The organism is Pseudomonas sp. TE3552 (assembly GCF_056278945.1).
The window spans coordinates 3,867,693-3,886,163 of sequence record NZ_JBWBQJ010000001.1; the positions used below are offsets into that span (position 1 = coordinate 3,867,693).

Genomic DNA, 18,471 nt, shown 5'->3' on the forward strand with positions numbered 1-18,471 from the left:
CGCGCCAATAAAGGAAGGAAAGTGCTGTGAACCCCGTCGATATCCTGCGTTTGTTGTCACTTGCCGCCATTTGGGGTGCGAGCTTTCTGTTCATGCGCATCATCGCCCCAGTGATTGGCACAATCCCCACTGCATTTTTCCGCGTGTCGATTGCCGCTGTCGGCCTGTTGGTGATCCTTGGGCTGATGCGCATCAGTTGGGATTTCAAAGGCAAACTCAAAACCGTGATGCTGCTCGGGCTGATCAACTCCGGGGTTCCGGCAACGCTTTACTCCGTCGCGGCCCAGGTGCTGCCGGCCGGTTACTCGGCGATTTTCAACGCCACCACGCCTTTGATGGGGGTGTTGATCGGCGGTCTGTTCTTCCATGAAAGGCTCACCGCCGCCAAGCTTGGTGGCGTGTTCCTCGGGCTGTTTGGCGTGGGCATCCTGACCCGAGCCGGTCCAGTGGCGTTCGACATGGAACTGCTGATGGGCGCCCTCGCCTGCCTGCTCGCCACGACCTGCTACGGTTTCGCCGGATTCCTCGCACGGCGCTGGCTCGACCAGGCCGGCGGCCTCGACAGTCGCCTTTCAGCCCTGGGCAGCATGCTCGGCGCGACTTTGTTTTTGCTGCCGCTGTTCGGCTATAGCGTGATCAGCCAGCCACCGGCGAGCTGGGGCGGCTGGAGCGTCTGGCTGTCGCTACTGGGATTGGGGTTGGGCTGCACCGCGTTTGCGTACATTATTTACTTCCGCTTGCTCAGCTCGATCGGGCCGGTGAAGTCGATGACCGTGACCTTCATGATCCCGCCATTCGGCGTGTTGTGGGGCGCGCTGTTGCTGGATGAGCCGCTGTCGATGGCGCACCTGTATGGCGGAGTATTGATTGCGGCGGCATTGTGGCTGGTGTTGAAGCCGGCGGTGGTGAAGCCGGTTGAGGTGGTTGCCAGGTAGTGATGTGGTGTGGCTGATCAAATGAACAAGGCCCGGAGCTTGACACGATACCTGTGGCGAGGGGCAAGCCCCCTCGCCACAGGTCACTCAGTAATCGGCCTCACCCAAACAGCCAATACCCCAGCAACGTCAACACCACCACCGCCAGCACCGGCCGCATTACGCGGTAGGCCTTGGGATTACGACGCTTCCACTGTTTGACCACGCCACTGAATTTGTCGCTGAAGTGCTTACTCCAGGCATAGGCCTGGTTGATCCCGCCAACACGTTCATCATCGAGGTTCTGTGGCGCAGTGGCGCGGCCCAGCAAGCCGCTGACCCAGCGGTTGATACGCGTCATGAGGCGGTTGCTCAGCGGTCGTTCGATGTCGCAAAACAGGATGACCCGGGTTTGCTCGGTTTCGTTCTTGACCCAGTGCACGTAGGTTTCATCGAACATCACGTCTTCGCCATCGCGCCAGGCATAGACCTGACCGTCGACGAAAATGCGGCAATCCTCGGAATTCGGCGTCGACAGCCCCAGGTGATAACGCAGGGAACCAGCGAACGGGTCGCGATGCGGGTTGAGGTGACTGCCACCGGGCAGCAACGCAAACATGGCGCCTTTGACGTTGGGAATGCCGCTGACCAATGCCACGGTTTTCGGGCACAAGGTTTCGGCCGACGGCAGCGGTTTGTCATACCACTTGAGGTAGAAACGCTTCCAGCCCTTCTTGAAGAATGAGCCGAAACCGGCATCGTTGTTCTTTTCGGCAGCGCGAATATAGCCCTCGTCAAACAAGTGCATGGCTTCGTCGCGGATAACTTCCCAGTTGTCCCTGAGTACGTCCAGTTCCGGGAACTTGCTGCGGTCCAGATAGGGTTTGGACGGCACGCCGGAGAACAGGTACATCAAGGCGTTATAGGGTGCGAACAGGGCCGAATGGTTGACGAACTGCCGCAGGACCGGCAAACGCGCCTTGCCACGCAAGTGCACATAGAGCGTACTGCCAAGGAACAACAGCAACACCGACGCCTTCGCGACAAAAGAAAAGCTCATCTACGACTCCTTGATAGTAGGTAACTCCGCACTACGTCATTCACCCGACGTGGCAGTCGGCCATGATAAACACTACCGGCCTCGGGAAAAACCCGCATAACTCAATATTCAGTGTTAAGGATTACGCAATAAACACGTATTAACACAAGATTCCTGAACGGGGGCTGACCTGGATCATCCCCCGTTTGGCTGCGAAGCAGTCGTAAAACGTTATTGCTGATTTTCCTGCTCGGTAAACAGATCACTGAACAGCATGCTCGACAGGTAGCGTTCGCCAGAGTCGGGCAGGATCACCACGATGGTCTTGCCCTGCATTTCCGGGGTTTCGGCCAGACGCACGGCCACTGCCATGGCAGCACCGCAAGAGATGCCGCTCAAAATCCCTTCTTCCTGCATCAGGCGCAGAGCCATCGCCTTGGATTCGTCGTCGCTGACCAGCTCAACCCGATCGACCATCGACAGGTCCAGGTTCTTCGGCACAAAACCAGCACCGATCCCCTGGATTTTATGAGGGCTCGGTTTGATCTCTTCACCCGCCATTGCCTGGGTGATCACCGGCGACACCACCGGCTCCACCGCCACCGAGATAATCGGTTTGCCCTGGGTATTCTTGATATACCGCGAAACCCCGGTAATGGTTCCGCCCGTTCCGACACCCGCCACCAGCACGTCGACTGCACCGTCGGTGTCGTTCCAGATCTCCGGGCCGGTGGTTTTTTCGTGGATGGCCGGGTTGGCCGGGTTTTCGAACTGCGCCGGCATGAAGTAGGTGGATGGATCGCTGGCGAGGATTTCGGTGGCCTTCTCGATCGCGCCTTTCATGCCTTTGGCCGGCTCCGTCAACACCAGTTCGGCGCCAAGGGCCTTGAGCACCTTGCGTCGCTCGATGCTCATGGACGCGGGCATAGTCAGCATCAACCGATAACCACGGGCGGCGGCAACGAATGCCAGGCCGATACCGGTATTGCCCGAGGTCGGTTCGATGATGGTCATGCCGGGCTTGAGTTTACCGCTGCTTTCAGCATCCCAGATCATGTTTGCGCCGATTCGGCACTTGACCGAGTAACCAGGGTTGCGCCCTTCGATCTTGGCCAGAATGGTGACACCGCGCGGGGCGATACGGTTGATCTGCACCAGCGGCGTATTGCCGATGGAGTGGGCGTTGTCAGCATAGATACGGCTCATGGCTGGGTCCTTATACAGCGTTGAATTAGCCCACCAAGGTATGCCTGTTACTCGTGGTCGTCCAGTCAGTCGAACGTCCGGCTGCCACCGCAGTCAACCGCTTTACATCGCCAGAGATTTGCCGCCATGAAGCGTCGATACAGTTGGCCCCTGTTGACCCTCGCCGGCCTCCTCATGCTACTGGTTGCCTTGCACATCGCCCTGCCCTACATCGTGCGTGATTACCTGAACGAGCGATTGGCCAACATGGGCGACTATCGCGGGCAAATTACCGACGTGGACCTGGCCCTGTGGCGCGGCGCCTACAAAATCAACGGCCTGAAAATCGTCAAGGTCGAAGGCAAAGTCCCGGTGCCTTTCGTCAACGCGCCATTGATCGACCTCTCCGTCAGCTGGCACTCGCTCTGGTATGACCACGCCGTGGTGGCCGAGGCGCAGTTCGACAAACCCGAGGTGAACTTCGTCGACGGCGGTGCCAACAAGAAAAACTCCCAGACCGGTGAGGGCACCGACTGGCGGGCACAATTGGAAAAATTGCTGCCGATTACCCTGAACGAAGTACGGATCAACGACGGGCGGATCACCTTTCGAAACTTCAATTCAAAACCGCCCGTGAACATGAATGCCACCCAGGTCAATGCCAGCATTTACAACCTGACCAATGTGGTTGATACCAAAGGCAAGCGCGACGCCCGATTCGACGGCAAGGCTCTGTTGCTGGGCCATGCACCACTGGAAACAACGGCAACCTTCGACCCGCTGAGCGACTTCCAGGACTTCGAATTTCGCCTGCGCGCCCAAAATCTGGAACTCAAACGCATGAACGACTTCGCCTCGGCCTACGGCAAGTTCGACTTCAATGCCGGCCACGGTGACCTGGTCATCGAAGCCGAGGCCAAAAAGGGTCAACTCACTGGCTATATCAAGCCGCTATTGCACGACGTCGATGTGTTCAACTGGCAACAGGACGTGGAAAACAAAAACAAAGGGATTTTCCGCTCCATCTGGGAAGCCCTCGTCGGTGGCACCGAAAACGTGCTGAAGAACCAGCCGGAGAACCAGTTCGCCACCCGCGTCGAGCTCAGAGGCAACGTACACCAGCGAGATATCAGCGCATTCGAGGCTTTTTTGCAGATTTTGCGTAATGGTTTCATCGAGGCGTTCAATGCCCAGTACGAACGCTCCAAGCCGGATTCGGGGTGAGTCACTAAGTGACGCCCCATTCAGAGACTGAATAAGCCGTCTGCGTTCACAGTCGACCGGACAGCGCGTTATAGTCGAGCCTGACCATTTATTGCGCCCCGCCCTGCCTCGTTCAGGTCGGCGTTACCGTTCGAGGATTAGAGATGAAGTTCGAAGGCACCCAGGCCTACGTCGCCACCGATGACCTGAAACTGGCGGTCAATGCCGCCATCACTCTGGAACGGCCACTGCTGGTCAAGGGCGAGCCAGGCACCGGCAAGACCATGCTCGCCGAGCAACTGGCCGAGTCCTTCGGCGCCAAGTTGATTACCTGGCACATCAAGTCCACCACCAAGGCGCATCAAGGCCTGTACGAGTACGATGCGGTCAGCCGCCTGCGGGACTCGCAACTGGGCACGGAAAAGGTTCACGACGTTCGCAACTACCTGAAGAAGGGCAAGCTCTGGGAGGCTTTCGAGTCCGAAGAGCGGGTGATCCTGCTGATCGACGAAATCGACAAGGCCGACATCGAGTTCCCCAACGACTTGCTGCAAGAACTCGACAAGATGGAGTTCTACGTTTACGAGATCGACGAGACCATCAAGGCCAAGAAGCGCCCGATCATCATCATTACCTCCAACAACGAGAAAGAGCTGCCGGACGCCTTCCTGCGTCGCTGCTTCTTCCATTACATCGCCTTCCCGGATCGCGTCACGATGCAGCGGATCGTCGATGTGCATTACCCGGACATCAAGAAAGACCTGGTCAGCGAAGCGCTGGACGTGTTCTTCGACGTACGCAAGGTGCCGGGCCTGAAGAAGAAGCCCTCGACCTCCGAACTGGTGGACTGGCTGAAACTGTTGATGGCCGACAACATTGGCGAAGCCGTACTGCGCGAACGCGATCCGACCAAGGCCATCCCGCCGCTGGCAGGTGCGTTAGTGAAGAACGAACAAGACGTGCAATTGCTCGAACGTCTGGCGTTCATGAGCCGTCGCGGCACCCGCTAAGAGGCTGATCGCCATGCTGCTCAACCTGTTCAATGAAATGCGTGCAGCCAAGGTGCCGGTCTCGGTGCGCGAGCTGCTGGACCTGATCAACGCGCTGAAACAGCGCGTGACCTTCGCCGACATGGACGAGTTCTATTACTTGTCGCGGGCGATCCTGGTGAAGGACGAAAAGCATTTCGACAAGTTCGACCGGGCCTTCGGTGCGTACTTCAATGGCCTGGAAAAACTCGACGACCACTTGCAGGCCCTGATCCCCGAAGACTGGCTGCGTAAAGAGTTCGAACGCTCCCTGACCGATGAAGAACGGGCGGCGATCCAGTCCCTGGGGGGCCTCGACAAGCTGATCGAAGAGTTCAAGAAACGCCTGGAAGAACAGAAAGAACGCCATGCCGGCGGCAACAAATGGATCGGTACCGGTGGCACCAGCCCGTTCGGCTCCGGTGGCTTCAACCCGGAAGGCATTCGGGTCGGCGATGCCGGCAAGCGTCAAGGCAAAGCGGCCAAGGTCTGGGATCAGCGCGAGTACAAGAACCTCGACGATTCGGTCGAACTGGGCACGCGCAACATCAAGGTGGCTTTGCGTCGCCTGCGTAAATTCGCTCGTCAGGGCGCGGCGGAAGAACTGGACATCGACGGCACCATCGACCACACCGCGCGCGATGCCGGATTGCTGAACATCCAGATGCGTCCGGAACGCCGCAACACCGTCAAGTTGTTGCTGCTGTTCGACATCGGCGGCTCGATGGACGCCCACGTGAAGATCTGCGAGGAGCTGTTCTCGGCCTGCAAGACCGAGTTCAAACACCTGGAGTACTTCTACTTCCACAACTTCATTTATGAATCGGTGTGGAAGAACAACATGCGCCGTACCTCCGAGCGCACCGCCACCATGGATCTGCTGCACAAGTACGGCGCCGACTACAAAGTGATCTTCATCGGCGACGCCGCCATGGCGCCCTATGAAATCACCCAGGCCGGCGGCAGCGTCGAGCACTGGAACGAAGAAGCCGGTTATGTGTGGATGCAGCGCTTCAAGGAAAAGTACAAGAAGCTCATCTGGATCAATCCGTACCCGAAAGATACTTGGGGCTATACCTCGTCGACCAATATCGTGCGGGATTTGATTGATGATCAGATGTATCCGCTGACCTTGCGGGGGTTGGAGGAAGGGATGCGGTTTCTTTCCAAATAAAGCGTTGCACCTGTGGCGAGGGGGCAAGCCCCCTCGCCACAGTTAAAACCGCCGCAAATACTCGACGTGTTCGCGATGAGCGACGTCCTGCACCACCGGCCGCAACCGCACCGTCGCCCCCGGCAAACACTGCGCCAGTCGCGCCACTGCCAATGGCGTCAACGCCCCCAACCGTGGATAACCACCAATGGTCTGCCGGTCATTGAGCAGCACAATCGGCTGCCCATCCGGCGGCACCTGGACCGCGCCCAGCGGGATGCCTTCGGAAATCATCGGCTTGCCCTGATACTGCAACGCCGTTCCCAACAAGCGAATGCCCATGCGATCGGCGCGGCTGTCGAGGGTCCAGGCACTATTGAACGCATCGAACAGACTCTGCCCGCTGAACTCACCAATCTGCGCACCAAGCACCAGGTCCAGCGGTGCAGCGAGGCTCAAGTCCGGTCGCTGGTCCGCCGGCAACTCGCGCAACAGCATCACCGAGTTCCCCGAATAGCTCAACGACTGCCCCTTGGCCAACGGACGACCCATGCCATCGAGACCGCCGAGTTCTTCGCGCACCACCGTCGCCCGGCTGCCAAGCACCTTAGGCGCATCGAATCCGCCCGGCGCCGCCAGATAGGCCCGCGCTCCGAGTAACGGTTGCGTGAATTGCAGTCGTTGGCCCTTATGCAGCCTGAAACTGCGCCATGGCGCCAACACCTCGCCATCGATTTGCGCCCCCAGATCCGCGCCCCCCAGGGCCAGCACGCAATCCTCTTCAGCCACCACGGTGAACCCGCCGAGGGTGATTTCGATCACCGCTGCATCCAGCCCATTGCCCAGCAGCCAATTGGCCCATGACATCGATCGCCAATCCAGCCCGCCGCCCTGGGTCACGCCCAGATGTCGTACGCCAAATCGCCCGGCGTCCTGCAACAGGCACAGCGGCGTACTGGCTTCAATCTTTAGTCGGCTCATGCCAGGGCCTCCAACGGCGTATCGTCACCGCCCAGGTTGATGAACTCGGCATGGCTGACCGGTTCGAAGCGCACGGTGTCGCCCGGTTGCATCAGGCTGTAGCCATCACGCTCGCGGTCGAACAATTTGGCCGGCGTACGGCCGATCAGGTTCCAGCCGCCGGGGGACACCACCGGATAAGCCGCCGTCTGGCGTTCGGCGATGCCGACACTGCCGACGGCAACCTTTTTGCGCGGAGTGTTCAGGCGCGGCGCGGCGAGTACTTCTTCCACCAGGCCCATGAAGGCGAATCCCGGTGCGAACCCCAAGGCGAACACCTGATATTCGCGTTCGCTGTGGCGGCGAATCACCTCTTCCACCGCCAGCCCGCTGCGCTGAGCAAGCAAGCTCAGCTCCGGGCCGACACTCAGGTCATACCAGACCGGCAACACATGGCATTTACCTTTGGCCCGGGCGTTGGGCGATAGATCGATCAAGGCTTCAGCGATCAACTCCCGCGCCTGGGCCGGATTCAACGCGGTCAAATCGTAATGCACCATCAACGTCGTATAGGACGGCACCAGATCGATCAAATGGCTGGCAAATGCTTCTCGCAGGCGTTCGCTGGCGGCGAGCATCCACGGCATATTGGCTTCACTGATTTCATCGAACAGACGCACCATCAGGCAATCCAGCGCCACCACTTCTACCCGTGGTTTCATGACGCGCCCTGCTGATTCAAGGCCTCGCGAATGCGCTGCACAGCGGCCACCGAACTGGCGTTGTCGCCGTGTACGCATAAGGTATTGGCCTGTAAATGCAAGGCACTGCCGTCGCTGGCCGTGAGGTTGTCACCACGGGCAATGATCAGCGCCTGCTCGATGATTTTCTCGGGATCGTGATGCACGGCTCCCGGCAGTTGCCGCGAGACCAGCCGGCCGGCGCTGTCGTAAGCGCGATCGGCGAACGCTTCAAACCACAACGTCACGCCATACTCGTCGCCCAGCTGCTGGGCAGCGCGGTTGTCGCGGGTGGCCATCAGCATCAGCGGCAGCTTCCGGTCGTAGGCCGCCACGGCCTGTATCACCGCGCGCAATTGCGCCGGGTTGGCCATCATGTCGTTGTACATCGCACCATGAGGTTTGACGTAACTCACCCGCCCCCCCTGTGCCCGGCAAATACCGTCGAGGGCGCCGATCTGGTAATGCAACAGGTCCTGCAATTCCTGGGCGGTGTACGCCATGGAGCGGCGACCGAATCCCACCAGATCCTGATAAGCCGGGTGTGCACCAATCTGTACGCCATGGCTCAGGGCCAGACCGACAGTCTTGCGCATGATGCTCGGGTCGCCGGCATGGAAACCGCAGGCGATGTTGGCGCAGTCGATGAACGGCATGACCTCGGCGTCCAGACCCATGGTCCAGTTGCCAAAGCTCTCGCCAATATCGCAGTTCAATAGCAGGCGGTTCACGGTGAACACTCCTGTAGGTTTTTGTCTTTTTAACTGAAGGACATATGCCCCACAGATTATCAGTTGCCGGATATTCGGTTATTGCGCGTCAAGTTGCTTGCCACTGGTTTCCGGCAGACTCAACGCAGCCAGGATCACCACCCCGTAGGACACTGCCGCGAAGGCACCGATTCCCACGCTCAATGGCACCTTCTGGCTGAGCAAGCCGATCAGCAGCGGGAACAACGCCGCCAGCGCCCGACCGATGTTGTAGCAAAAACCCTGGCCCGAGCCACGAATCCGGGTCGGAAACAGCTCGGTCAAAAACGCGCCCATGCCGCTGAAGATCCCTGAAGCGAAGAAGCCCAAAGGGAAACCCAGCCAAAGCATCACGCCGTTGCTGACCGGCAACTGGGTGTACAGCAGAACGATGGTGAACGAGCCGACCGCGAACAAAATGAAGTTCTTTTTACGGCCAAGGAGGTCAGTCAAATACGCACTGATCACGTATCCGACGTAGGACCCGATGATTACCATCGCCAGATAACCGCCCGTGCCGAGTACGCTCAAGCCCCGCTCATTCTTCAGAAATGTCGGCAGCCATGAGGTGATTGCGTAGTAACCGCCCAGCGCGCCAGTGGTCAGGATCGAAGCGCGAATGGTGGTGAAAAGGATGCCGGGGGCAAAAATCTCATAGAACTTTGCCGGATTGTTTGGCTCTTGTTTGGCTTTGGCTTCGCGGTAGATTTCCGGGTCTTTCACCAGGCGACGGACGAAGATCACGAAAATCGCCGGCACGATGCCCAAGATGAACAGCGCCCGCCAAGCGTCTTCCGGCGGCAATACCGAGAACAGCAGCGCATACAGAATCGCTGTCAGCCCCCATCCCAGTGCCCAGCCCGATTGCACCATGCCGACAGCTTTGCCACGGTCCTTGGCACGAATCACTTCGCCCATCAGCACCGCGCCGGCGGTCCATTCGCCACCGAACCCGAAGCCCATCAAGGTGCGGCTGATCAACAGTTGTTCGTAGCTTTGCGCAAAGCCACAGAGGAAGGTGAAGAACGCGAACCACAGCACCGTCAGTTGCAGAGTGCGTACACGACCGATGCGGTCGGAAAGAATCCCCGCCACCCAGCCACCGATGGCCGAGGCGATCAAGGTGCTGGTGTGAATCAGCCCGGCCTGGCCGGTGGTGATGCCCCACATGGCAATCAGGGTCGGCACCACGAAGCTGAGCATCTGGGTGTCCATGCCGTCCAGGCCATAACCGATCTTGCAACTCCAGAACGTGCGACGCTCCTGCTGATTGATGTTGCGGTACCAGTCGAAAGGCCCGGGGCGAGCCGTGGGCTTGGGGATATCGAGGGTGTCGGGCGCACTCATGGCAAATCTCCGTGCAAATTTTATTGGTATTGTTCTGAGCCCCGACGACGCCTATCGTGGGAACCGGATGTGCTGATTTTTGGACGCCCGGCCCTGTTGCGTCCAACTAATAAAAACCCGCCCTAGAGATAAGAAAACCTTATCCCACAAGCTGAGTCCCACGAGCTGCCCCATGAACCTGAAGTTTCTCGAGTCCTTTGTCTGGGTCGCCCGACTCAAGAGTTTCCGCCTGACGGCAGACAAGCTCTTCACCACCCAGGCGTCGATTTCCAGCCGCATTGCCGTGCTCGAAGGTGAGCTCGGGGTGAAGCTGTTTCTGCGCGACTCTCGCGGCGTGAGCTTGACGCCCGAAGGCTTGAAAGTGCTCGAATATGCCGAGCAGATGATGGACACGATGCAGGCGCTCAAGCACTCGATCGAGACGCGTTCGAGCAAGGTCGGACGGGTTCGGATCGGCGTCATGGACACCGTGATCCACACCTGGCTCAGCCCCTTGGTGGCGCAGATGATGGATCACTATCCACTGGTGGAAATCGAGCTGGTGGCCGATACCGCGCTCAACCTCTGCGATCAGCTGCAAAAAGGCTTCCTCGATCTGATCCTGCAAACCGACCTGTTGCGTCAGGAAAGCGTACGCAGCCTGGAGCTGGCCAGCCATCCGATGGGCTGGATCGTGGCCAGCAATTCCATCTACAACCGGGAGTATTCGGGTGTCGCCGACCTGGCGCGGGAGCGGATCATCACCTATTCGAAGAACTCCCGCCCCCATCAGGACATCTTGAGCCTGATGCAGGCCAACGGGGTCATGGCGCCACGGCTGAACTGTGTGAACTCAGTGTCGGCGATCACCCGCTTGCTGCGCGACGGTTTCGGCATCGGCGCGCTGCCGCCCGTGCTGGTGGCCGAGGAGTTGGCACGGGGGGAATTGACCTTGCTGGCCATCGATCAGCGGCCGCCGAATTTGCAGGTGGTGGTGTCGTGGCGGGTGGGTGTGGAATGGGTCGAGGAGATTGTGACGTTGTGTCAGCAAGTCCTGGAGCGCTATGCGCAGAAAGTGGGTGAGCACTACATCGTCTTGAGCCAATCATAGGCCCGAATCTGAGAGAAATGCTGTTCACTTAAGAGAATCTTGAATCAGAGAAACCTGTGGCGAGGGAGCTTGCTCCCGCTTGAGTGCGTAGCACTCACAAAAATTGGCGATGTTTGTCAGATTTTTGGGGCAGCTACGCAGCCCAGCGCGAGCAAGCTCGCTCGCCACAAAGGGACGCACGATCCAAGAGCGCGCCTAAATGAACAGCATTACGAATCTGAAAGACACCTTCCAAATTGTAAATATGAACCACTATCATTTGCATTATTTATTCAAAACGGTATTCTCAGCGCGCTTTCAGCTAATCAATTGTCCAGAAGGAGTCGGACCTGATGCGCGGCCACACGCAAAAACAGCAGCAATTGCTCGCTCACTGGAGCGAAGCTCTTGGTACTAAGGCTTTCCAGTCCCACCGCATCACTCTCGATCATTTGAGCAATGCACTGGAACCCGCCGCCCAGCGCTGTTTCCAACGCCTGATCCAGGCGCTGTTTCGTGAAGATCTGATCAACCCCGACACCTGCAAATACGATGACTCCAGCCGTTGCTGGCTGCCACTTGGCAATGGCGCGCATCTTTGCTTCGAGCACTTGTCCGGCGGCAGAATGAACAGCTGGGACATACGCGGCAGCATCGTCCTGCACACCCCCGACAGACTCCCCCAGAAAATCCAGTTGCCCAGCGAACTGCTCGCTCATCTGAGCACTCAACTCAACCCGCCAGCCTCCCCTCAGGTACTGGAACGTCTGGCCCGGGAGCTGGATGACAGCTTCAGCAACGACACCCTGTGCCTGGCGTTTCACCATGGATGGACCGAGCGCCTGAGAGAGCAGATCGATACCGAGTACGACGACAATCTGCTCGCATGGCTCAACGCCGGCTCCAGCCACCAGAACCCTACGTCATTGCTCGAACAGTGGGGCACTCTGGGCCATCCGTGGCACCCCAACTACAAGACCAAACTGGGCTTGAGCGCCGCTCAGGTCATCGCTTTCTCGCCAGAATTCGAAGCGAGTTTTCCGATTGTCCTGTGCGCCCTGCATCGCCAGTACGCCCACGTTGAAGCGCTGGCTGGCACCACCGATTACTGGGACTGGTGGCAAGGTCACTTCCCACAGGCCGCCGAGCAATTGCAACGCCATTTGCAGCAGCTGGGTCTTGAAGCAAAAGATTACCTCCCGCTCCCATCGCACCCATGGCAAGCCCATGAAGAGCTGCCACATTCGTTCGCCAACGAGATCGCCGACAACCTGCTGATCGTCACTGACATCGTTGCTTTTACCGGCCACCCAACCATGTCCTTCCGCACGGTCCTGCCGCAGGCCAGTCGCACGGCGCCGATGGTCAAACTGCCGGTGGCTCTGCGACTGACCAGCGTGCAGCGCACCGTGTCACCACGCTCTGCCAGGATGGGTCCGCGCATCAGCCAGCTGATATTGGACATTCTCGATCAGGAGCCGCAGATCCAGCGTCTGCTGAACATCGTTCCCGAGCGCATCGGCGTGCACTACGCACCGCTACCGGCCGATGACGAGCGCTCCCGGCATGCTGGCGTGTTGTATCGCGACAACCCGCTTACCCTCTTGCAAGAAGGCGAGTTGGCGGTACCGGTCGGCAGCCTGTTCGCCGTCAACGAATTCGAGCAACCGCTGCTGCGTGATTGGGTAAGGCTGGCTCAGGGCAGTGACGACAGCGAGGCCATGCTGACGTTCTTCGACGATTACCTGTCGATTGCCGTACCGAGCCTGCTGGGCATTTACCTGATGTATGGCGTGGCGTTCGAAGCGCATCAGCAAAACAGTTTCATGGTGATGGGCGCTGACGGCCAGTTGAATCGGCTGCTATTGCGTGATTTCGGCGACGTTCGTATCGATCGCAAAACCCTGCACGCCAAGGGTCTGGATATCCAGTTGCACGATCCGAAAATGACCCTGTATGACGACTCAGGCTTTGTCCGCGACAAACTCCTGCACACCACCTTCATGTGCCATCTCGGTGAGCTGACTTTGCTTTGCGCCCGCCATTGGAATGTGCCGGAAAATATCCTTTGGGAGCGATTGGCATCGCACGTTGCACAGTGCTTCGAGACCTTGCGCGAGCGCGTTGAACCGACACGTTGGGAACGCGAGCGCCAGGCCTTGCTGGAACAGGATTGGCCCGCCAAATCGTTCATGCGCATGCGCTTGCTCGACAGTCATGCCGACATCGTCGGACGCCTGAGTAACCCGCTGCGACCCAACACCCATGCTCGCTGACGGTCGCGCCCTGCGACTGCTGATTGTCATCCAGTTTGTCTCCATGGGCGCAATGGAAATGAGCGGCCCGTTCTGGCCCTTGCAGATCCAGCATCTGCTCGGGCCGGAGGGCGCCGCCTATACCGCGCTGTTATCGGCGATGGTTTATGCCGGTCCGATGCTGGCGGCCATGCTCCTGACACCCATGTGGGGCCGGTTGGGGGATCGCACCGGACACAAACCGATGATTGTCCGGGCGTTGCTGGCCCTTGCGCTGTGCCAAGGGTTGGCGGCCATCACCCTCGACCCGTGGCTGCTGGTGGGTATTCGCGTGATGCAAGGCGCATTGGCCGGTTTTCTCGCTGCCGCGCAAGCCTATGCCCTAGCCTGCTGCGACAGTTCCAGACGGGGTCACACCCTGGCCCGCCTGCAATCGGCAACCGCCGTCGGCTCATTGATCGGCCCTGTGCTGGGTGGCTGGCTGATGGACGTCTCGGGGTTTGCCCTGCTCTGTTATGGCGCGACAGCGATTTGCCTGCTGTGCGCACTGGGGAGTTTTTTCCTGCCGGCCGACAAGGCTCGGACCTCGAAGAAAAAAGTGGTTGAGCCGGTTGCCCTGCCCAAAGGCTGGCTCGGTGGAGTTCTGTTGGTGATCGTGTTGATTCAGGCCGCGAAGATGATGCCGCAGTCGTTCTACGCGCTGTACGTCGCGAACATCCTGCATGCCCCAAGCTGGCTTATTGGCGCCACCTACGCGGCGAGCGCCGCGACCCTGGCCATTTGCGCACCGCTGTGGGGACGCCTGTTCGACCGCTGGCAGCCGGCCTACACCTTGCGCGTCATCGAAGGCGTGGCCTGGTTGTGTGCACTGACGCTGGCGGCCACCGCATTGGCCAACGAATGGCTGGGGTTTCTCGTCAGCCGACTCGTCTGGGGCATCTGGCAAGGCGCCCTGCTGCCCGTCGCCTATGCCCTGATCGCCAACACCATTTCCATCACCCAGCAGGGCTTCGCGCTCGGCCTGGGCAACAGCGCGGCAAAGGCTGGCGCGCTGCTCGGTGTCGTCCTTGGCGGGATCGGCATGGGCCTGGTTGGCCTGGCTCACAGTTTCTGGCTGGTGGCGCTGACCTACGCCATAGCCGCCATCGGGATCCGCTGGGTGCGCTCATTAAACTCCGCGCCCGACCGCTCGACCTTATCGCCTCACACTTATCACAACTAAAAAAGACCACGTCATGATCCGAACCAAACTCTCTCTGCTGATCCCGCTGCTCGGTACCTTCAGCGCCCAGGCCTGGGCCGAGGATACTGAACAGCAACCCGGCACCTTGAACATGCAACCCACCGTCGTTTCCGCGACTCGCAGCGAAGCGAGCATTGCTTCGATTCCGGGCTCGGTCCAGGTGATCGACGAGCAGCAGGTCCGTGAGCAGAGCGGCGCGGGTCGCCGGGTCTCCGACATCCTCGGGCAACTGGTCCCCGGCCTTGCGCCGTCCAGCGGCGGGATGAGCAACTTCGGTCAGACCCTGCGCGGGCGCAACATGCTGGTGTTGATCGACGGCGTATCGCAGAACGCCACGCGCGACAACTTCCGCCAGCTCAACAGCATCGCCCCGGCCAGTATCGAACGCATCGAAGTGATCTCTGGCGCCAGCAGCATCTACGGTGCCGGGGCTTCAGGCGGCATCATCAACATCATCACCAAGCGCAATCAGGGCCAGGACATTGCCTACAGCAGCAAACTGGGCCTGACCAGCGGCAACAACCTCAACCGCAAAGGCTTCGCCTACGAAGCCTTTCAGAGTGCGACGGGGCGCAAGGATGCCCTGGACTGGTATGTCTCCGCCGACCTGACCCAGCGTAACGATCAGTACGATGGCAACGGCAACCGCATCCCGCAAGACACCTCCCAGGGCAGCAACATGGACACCGAAACCTATGACCTGCAAGGTCGTTTCGGTTATGAACTGGATGCTGACAAAAAACTCAGCCTGTCGCTGCAGGACTACAAGGACCAGCAGGACACGGGCTATACCAAAGACCCGAAAAACTCGCAGCAGGCCGTGGCGGTCAAAGGGCTGAAACTCGACGACCAACCCTATACCCATAATCAGGCGGTCAACCTCAACTACACCGACAAGGACTTCTACGGTCAGGGCCTGCAACTGGAAAGCTACTGGCGCCGTGCCGATGCACTGTTCTTTCCGGACCTGTCGCGAGGCAGGGCCGGGATCTCCGACAACAACAGTGTGCAGGATGTCTACGGCCTGCGCGCGGCCATCGACACGCCGCTGCCGGCGATCGGGAGTGCCACGGGTAATCTGGTGTGGGGCGCTGATTATGATAACGAGCGCTCTCGCCAACGAGGTGATCAATACACGCTCAATGGCCTGAATTACACCAAGACCGGCACCACCTACGAGCTGGGCCCGGACATCGAAACCACCACCAAGTCGCTGTTCGGGCAGATGTCCTGGGACATCGGTGACTGGACTTTGCGTGGCGGTGTGCGCCGTGAATGGATCGAAAGCGAGGTCTCCGACAGCATCGCTTATGGTCAGATCGTCCAGACCGGCGTACGCGCAACGCTGCCCGGTGACACCCTCAAATACGATGCCACCCTGTACAACCTGGGGGCGGTCTACCACCTGAGTGAAAACCAGGACGTCTTCGCCAATTACAGCCAGGGGTTTTCGCTGCCGGATATCCAGCGCTTCATGCGTGATGTCAGCAGCACCTTCGACATTCAGAGCCTCAACGCCCAGGCCATCAAGGTCGACAGTTACGAACTGGGCTGGCGCGGTAACTGGGATCAGTGGCAGGCCGATGTCACTGTGTACGAAAACACATCGGACGTGACTCAGTTCTACGATGCCAATGATCGCGTATTGCGCCTGATCAACCAGAAAGAGCGAGTTCGCGGCATCGAAAACAGCCTGACCTATCGCGCGACCGATCGCTGGTCGGTGGGTGGCACTTATGCCTGGGCCAAAGGCGAGACCGAGCAGAACGGCAAATGGATCGATCTGCCGGCTACGCGCATCTCACCGGCCAAGACCACACTGTTCGTCGGCTACACCGAAGACGATTACACCCTGCGCCTGCAAGGCATGCGTTTGGCCAATTACGATGCCGCCGCCAAGGACAACAACGGACGCGAGATCGAAGGCTATACGCTGGTGGACCTGCTTGGGTCCGTGCAACTGCCGGTCGGTCGTCTTGAGGGCGGCGTGTATAACCTGACCAACCGCACCTACCAGAACCTGTTCACCCAGGCCAACGCCAGAGCGCCGTACGCCAACGCCGAAGGCCGCACACTGAGCATGAGCTACTCGGTCGACTGGTAAAAACAGGAGCCGGCTTGCCAGCGATGCGGTCTGCCAGGCATACCGCGTCGCGGCAATCGCCGGCAAGTCGGCTGTAGGAGCTGCCGAAGGTTCGGGCCGCGTTCGGACGATCTTTTGATCTTTTTCTTACAACCCGCGCAAATCCCGCTCTTCAATCGGCCGGCTCTGGCGCAAACGCTTGCCGCCCAGCACCACCCAGTCGATCAGTCGGAACAGGCATTCAATGCCGAACGACAGCAGCAACGCGCCGCTCATGCCCCAGATCATCGCTTCCGGGGTCAGCAATATCTGGTAGCTGTAGCCGGTCCAGGTTTCCTTGCGAATATCCGGGTCGGCCGCCAGCACCACTTGCAGGAAGCGGATGTACCACGGGCCCTGCATGGCCTGGAATTGCTTGTCGAGGGCCAGCTGACGGGTGAGCAAGGTACTCAGGCTGTCGGCATCGCTGCGAAAGATCGGGTCTTCGCTGGCACGGTAATGAGCCACGAGCGCCTGCATGTCGCCCTTGAAGAACTGCTCGGCAGTGCCCTGGAAGCCGCGCAAACCGGTTTGCGCCTCGATCAGATGCGCCTCGACCCGCTTGGCATAATCATTGATGAATCCAGGCACCTGGACACCGATCAACAGGCCCGCCGCGAACAACACCAGCCGTAGATAACTGAGCAACATGGGGGATAGATCCTTATTCGGTCTTGCCCTGGCTAACGCATTCACCGCGCCGCCAGAGGCTCCATTGGCCCGGTTCGTAGCGGGTCCAGGTTTCGTTTTCGGTCAAGGGTTCGGTGGCGATCACCGTGACCACATCGTTAGGCGTGGTTTCGGCCTGGAAATCGACGATCACATCGACGTCCTTCAAACGTGCCGGGCCGAACGGTGCTCGGCGGGTGATCTGGGCCAATTTGCTCGAGCAATAGCAGAACAGCCAGTCGCCGTCGCTGAGCAGGCAGTTGAACACGCCTTTGCTGCGATATTCGGCGCAGGCGGCCACCAGGTCCGGCAGCAGTTCTTCAATCGTTACCGGCTCGGGGAACGCAGCACGCACCCGGTTGAGCAAATCGCAGAACGCCGCTTCGCTGTCGGTATCGCCGACTGGGCGGTAGAAACTGGCGGTCGGGTTGAAGTCGGCCAACTGGCCGTTGTGGGCGAAACACCAGTTGCGCCCCCACAACTCACGCACGAACGGATGGGTATTGGACAGACACACTTTGCCGACGTTGGCCTGGCGGATGTGGCCAATCACCACTTCACTTTTGATCGGATAGCGCTGCACCAGGTTCGCCACTTCCGACTCGCTGCTCGCTGCCGGGTCCTGGAACAGCCGCAGGCCACGACCCTCATAGAAAGCGATGCCCCAGCCGTCCCGGTGCGGCCCGGTGCGACCGCCACGCTGCATCAGCCCGGTGAAGCTGAACACGATATCGGTCGGGACATTGGCGCTCATGCCCAATAACTCACACATGCTCGGACTCTCGATTCAATGCA

16 protein-coding genes are annotated in these 18,471 nt (G+C 59.5%); 8 read left to right on the plus strand and 8 right to left on the minus strand.

The window, feature by feature from the left end; translation table 11 throughout:
• The first annotated feature begins 26 nt into the window (after positions 1-26).
• A complete protein-coding gene (locus tag ACZ9BB_RS17355; RefSeq protein WP_476214793.1) occupies positions 27-935 on the plus strand; it encodes a DMT family transporter in 909 nt (302 codons plus the stop codon).
• Between the two features lie 100 nt (positions 936-1,035).
• On the opposite strand, the gene ACZ9BB_RS17360 is transcribed toward ACZ9BB_RS17355, so the two are convergent.
• Together ACZ9BB_RS17360 and cysK are read right to left on the minus strand one after the other, a co-directional pair.
• On the minus strand, positions 1,036-1,974 hold the full coding sequence (locus ACZ9BB_RS17360) for an aspartyl/asparaginyl beta-hydroxylase domain-containing protein (RefSeq protein ID WP_476214794.1): 939 nt from the start codon (positions 1,972-1,974) through the stop codon (positions 1,036-1,038).
• Positions 1,975-2,184: 210 nt separating this feature from the next.
• Positions 2,185-3,159, minus strand: a complete 975-nt coding sequence (cysK, locus tag ACZ9BB_RS17365; protein ID WP_476214795.1) for a cysteine synthase A — start codon at positions 3,157-3,159, stop codon at positions 2,185-2,187.
• A 126-nt stretch (positions 3,160-3,285) separates the two neighbouring features.
• Between cysK and ACZ9BB_RS17370 the strand changes: the two genes are divergently transcribed.
• The 3 genes from ACZ9BB_RS17370 to ACZ9BB_RS17380 all read left to right on the plus strand — a co-directional run bounded on the left by ACZ9BB_RS17370 (position 3,286) and on the right by ACZ9BB_RS17380 (position 6,543).
• On the plus strand, positions 3,286-4,362 hold the full coding sequence (locus tag ACZ9BB_RS17370) for a DUF748 domain-containing protein (protein ID WP_476214796.1): 1,077 nt from the start codon (positions 3,286-3,288) through the stop codon (positions 4,360-4,362).
• Between the two features lie 143 nt (positions 4,363-4,505).
• Complete coding sequence (locus ACZ9BB_RS17375) at positions 4,506-5,351, plus strand: AAA family ATPase (protein WP_007984829.1); 846 nt, start codon at positions 4,506-4,508, stop codon at positions 5,349-5,351.
• A 13-nt stretch (positions 5,352-5,364) separates the two neighbouring features.
• Positions 5,365-6,543 (plus strand): vWA domain-containing protein, encoded by a 1,179-nt coding sequence (locus ACZ9BB_RS17380; RefSeq protein ID WP_476214797.1) that lies wholly within the window; start codon positions 5,365-5,367, stop codon positions 6,541-6,543.
• Between the two features lie 42 nt (positions 6,544-6,585).
• Here ACZ9BB_RS17380 and ACZ9BB_RS17385 read toward each other — a convergent pair whose 3' ends face one another.
• From ACZ9BB_RS17385 to ACZ9BB_RS17400, 4 genes are all read right to left on the minus strand, one after another.
• The gene (locus ACZ9BB_RS17385; RefSeq protein WP_476214798.1) at positions 6,586-7,503 is read right to left on the minus strand and encodes a 5-oxoprolinase subunit C family protein; all 918 of its coding nucleotides are present in this window, start codon (positions 7,501-7,503) and stop codon (positions 6,586-6,588) included.
• Positions 7,500-8,204, minus strand: coding sequence for a 5-oxoprolinase subunit PxpB (gene pxpB / locus ACZ9BB_RS17390; RefSeq protein ID WP_476214799.1), 705 nt, complete (start codon positions 8,202-8,204; stop codon positions 7,500-7,502). Before pxpB ends, ACZ9BB_RS17385 begins: the two co-directional genes overlap by 4 nt.
• The gene (locus ACZ9BB_RS17395; protein WP_476214800.1) at positions 8,201-8,953 is read right to left on the minus strand and encodes a 5-oxoprolinase subunit PxpA; all 753 of its coding nucleotides are present in this window, start codon (positions 8,951-8,953) and stop codon (positions 8,201-8,203) included. The genes pxpB and ACZ9BB_RS17395 overlap by 4 nt, the downstream gene beginning before the upstream one ends.
• Positions 8,954-9,031: 78 nt before the next feature.
• Positions 9,032-10,318 carry an MFS transporter gene (locus tag ACZ9BB_RS17400; RefSeq protein ID WP_476214801.1) on the minus strand — a complete coding sequence of 429 codons (1,287 nt, stop codon included), beginning with the start codon at positions 10,316-10,318 and terminating at the stop codon, positions 9,032-9,034.
• 172 nt (positions 10,319-10,490) lie between these two features.
• Between ACZ9BB_RS17400 and ACZ9BB_RS17405 the strand changes: the two genes are divergently transcribed.
• The 4 genes from ACZ9BB_RS17405 (at position 10,491) to ACZ9BB_RS17420 (ending at position 16,989) form a co-directional block, all read left to right on the plus strand.
• A complete protein-coding gene (locus ACZ9BB_RS17405) occupies positions 10,491-11,408 on the plus strand; it encodes a LysR family transcriptional regulator (RefSeq protein WP_476214802.1) in 918 nt (305 codons plus the stop codon).
• A 332-nt stretch (positions 11,409-11,740) separates the two neighbouring features.
• A complete protein-coding gene (locus tag ACZ9BB_RS17410) occupies positions 11,741-13,663 on the plus strand; it encodes an IucA/IucC family protein (protein WP_476214804.1) in 1,923 nt (640 codons plus the stop codon).
• Positions 13,653-14,864, plus strand: a complete 1,212-nt coding sequence (locus ACZ9BB_RS17415; RefSeq protein WP_476214806.1) for an MFS transporter — start codon at positions 13,653-13,655, stop codon at positions 14,862-14,864. Before ACZ9BB_RS17410 ends, ACZ9BB_RS17415 begins: the two co-directional genes overlap by 11 nt.
• Positions 14,865-14,877: 13 nt before the next feature.
• A complete protein-coding gene (locus ACZ9BB_RS17420; protein WP_476214807.1) occupies positions 14,878-16,989 on the plus strand; it encodes a TonB-dependent receptor in 2,112 nt (703 codons plus the stop codon).
• Between the two features lie 126 nt (positions 16,990-17,115).
• Here ACZ9BB_RS17420 and ACZ9BB_RS17425 read toward each other — a convergent pair whose 3' ends face one another.
• Both ACZ9BB_RS17425 and ACZ9BB_RS17430 read right to left on the minus strand, forming a co-directional pair.
• Positions 17,116-17,658, minus strand: a complete 543-nt coding sequence (locus ACZ9BB_RS17425; protein ID WP_476214809.1) for a DUF2937 family protein — start codon at positions 17,656-17,658, stop codon at positions 17,116-17,118.
• A gap of 13 nt (positions 17,659-17,671) precedes the next feature.
• The gene (locus ACZ9BB_RS17430) at positions 17,672-18,448 is read right to left on the minus strand and encodes a class II glutamine amidotransferase (protein ID WP_476214810.1); all 777 of its coding nucleotides are present in this window, start codon (positions 18,446-18,448) and stop codon (positions 17,672-17,674) included.
• Between the last annotated feature and the right edge of the window lie 23 nt (positions 18,449-18,471).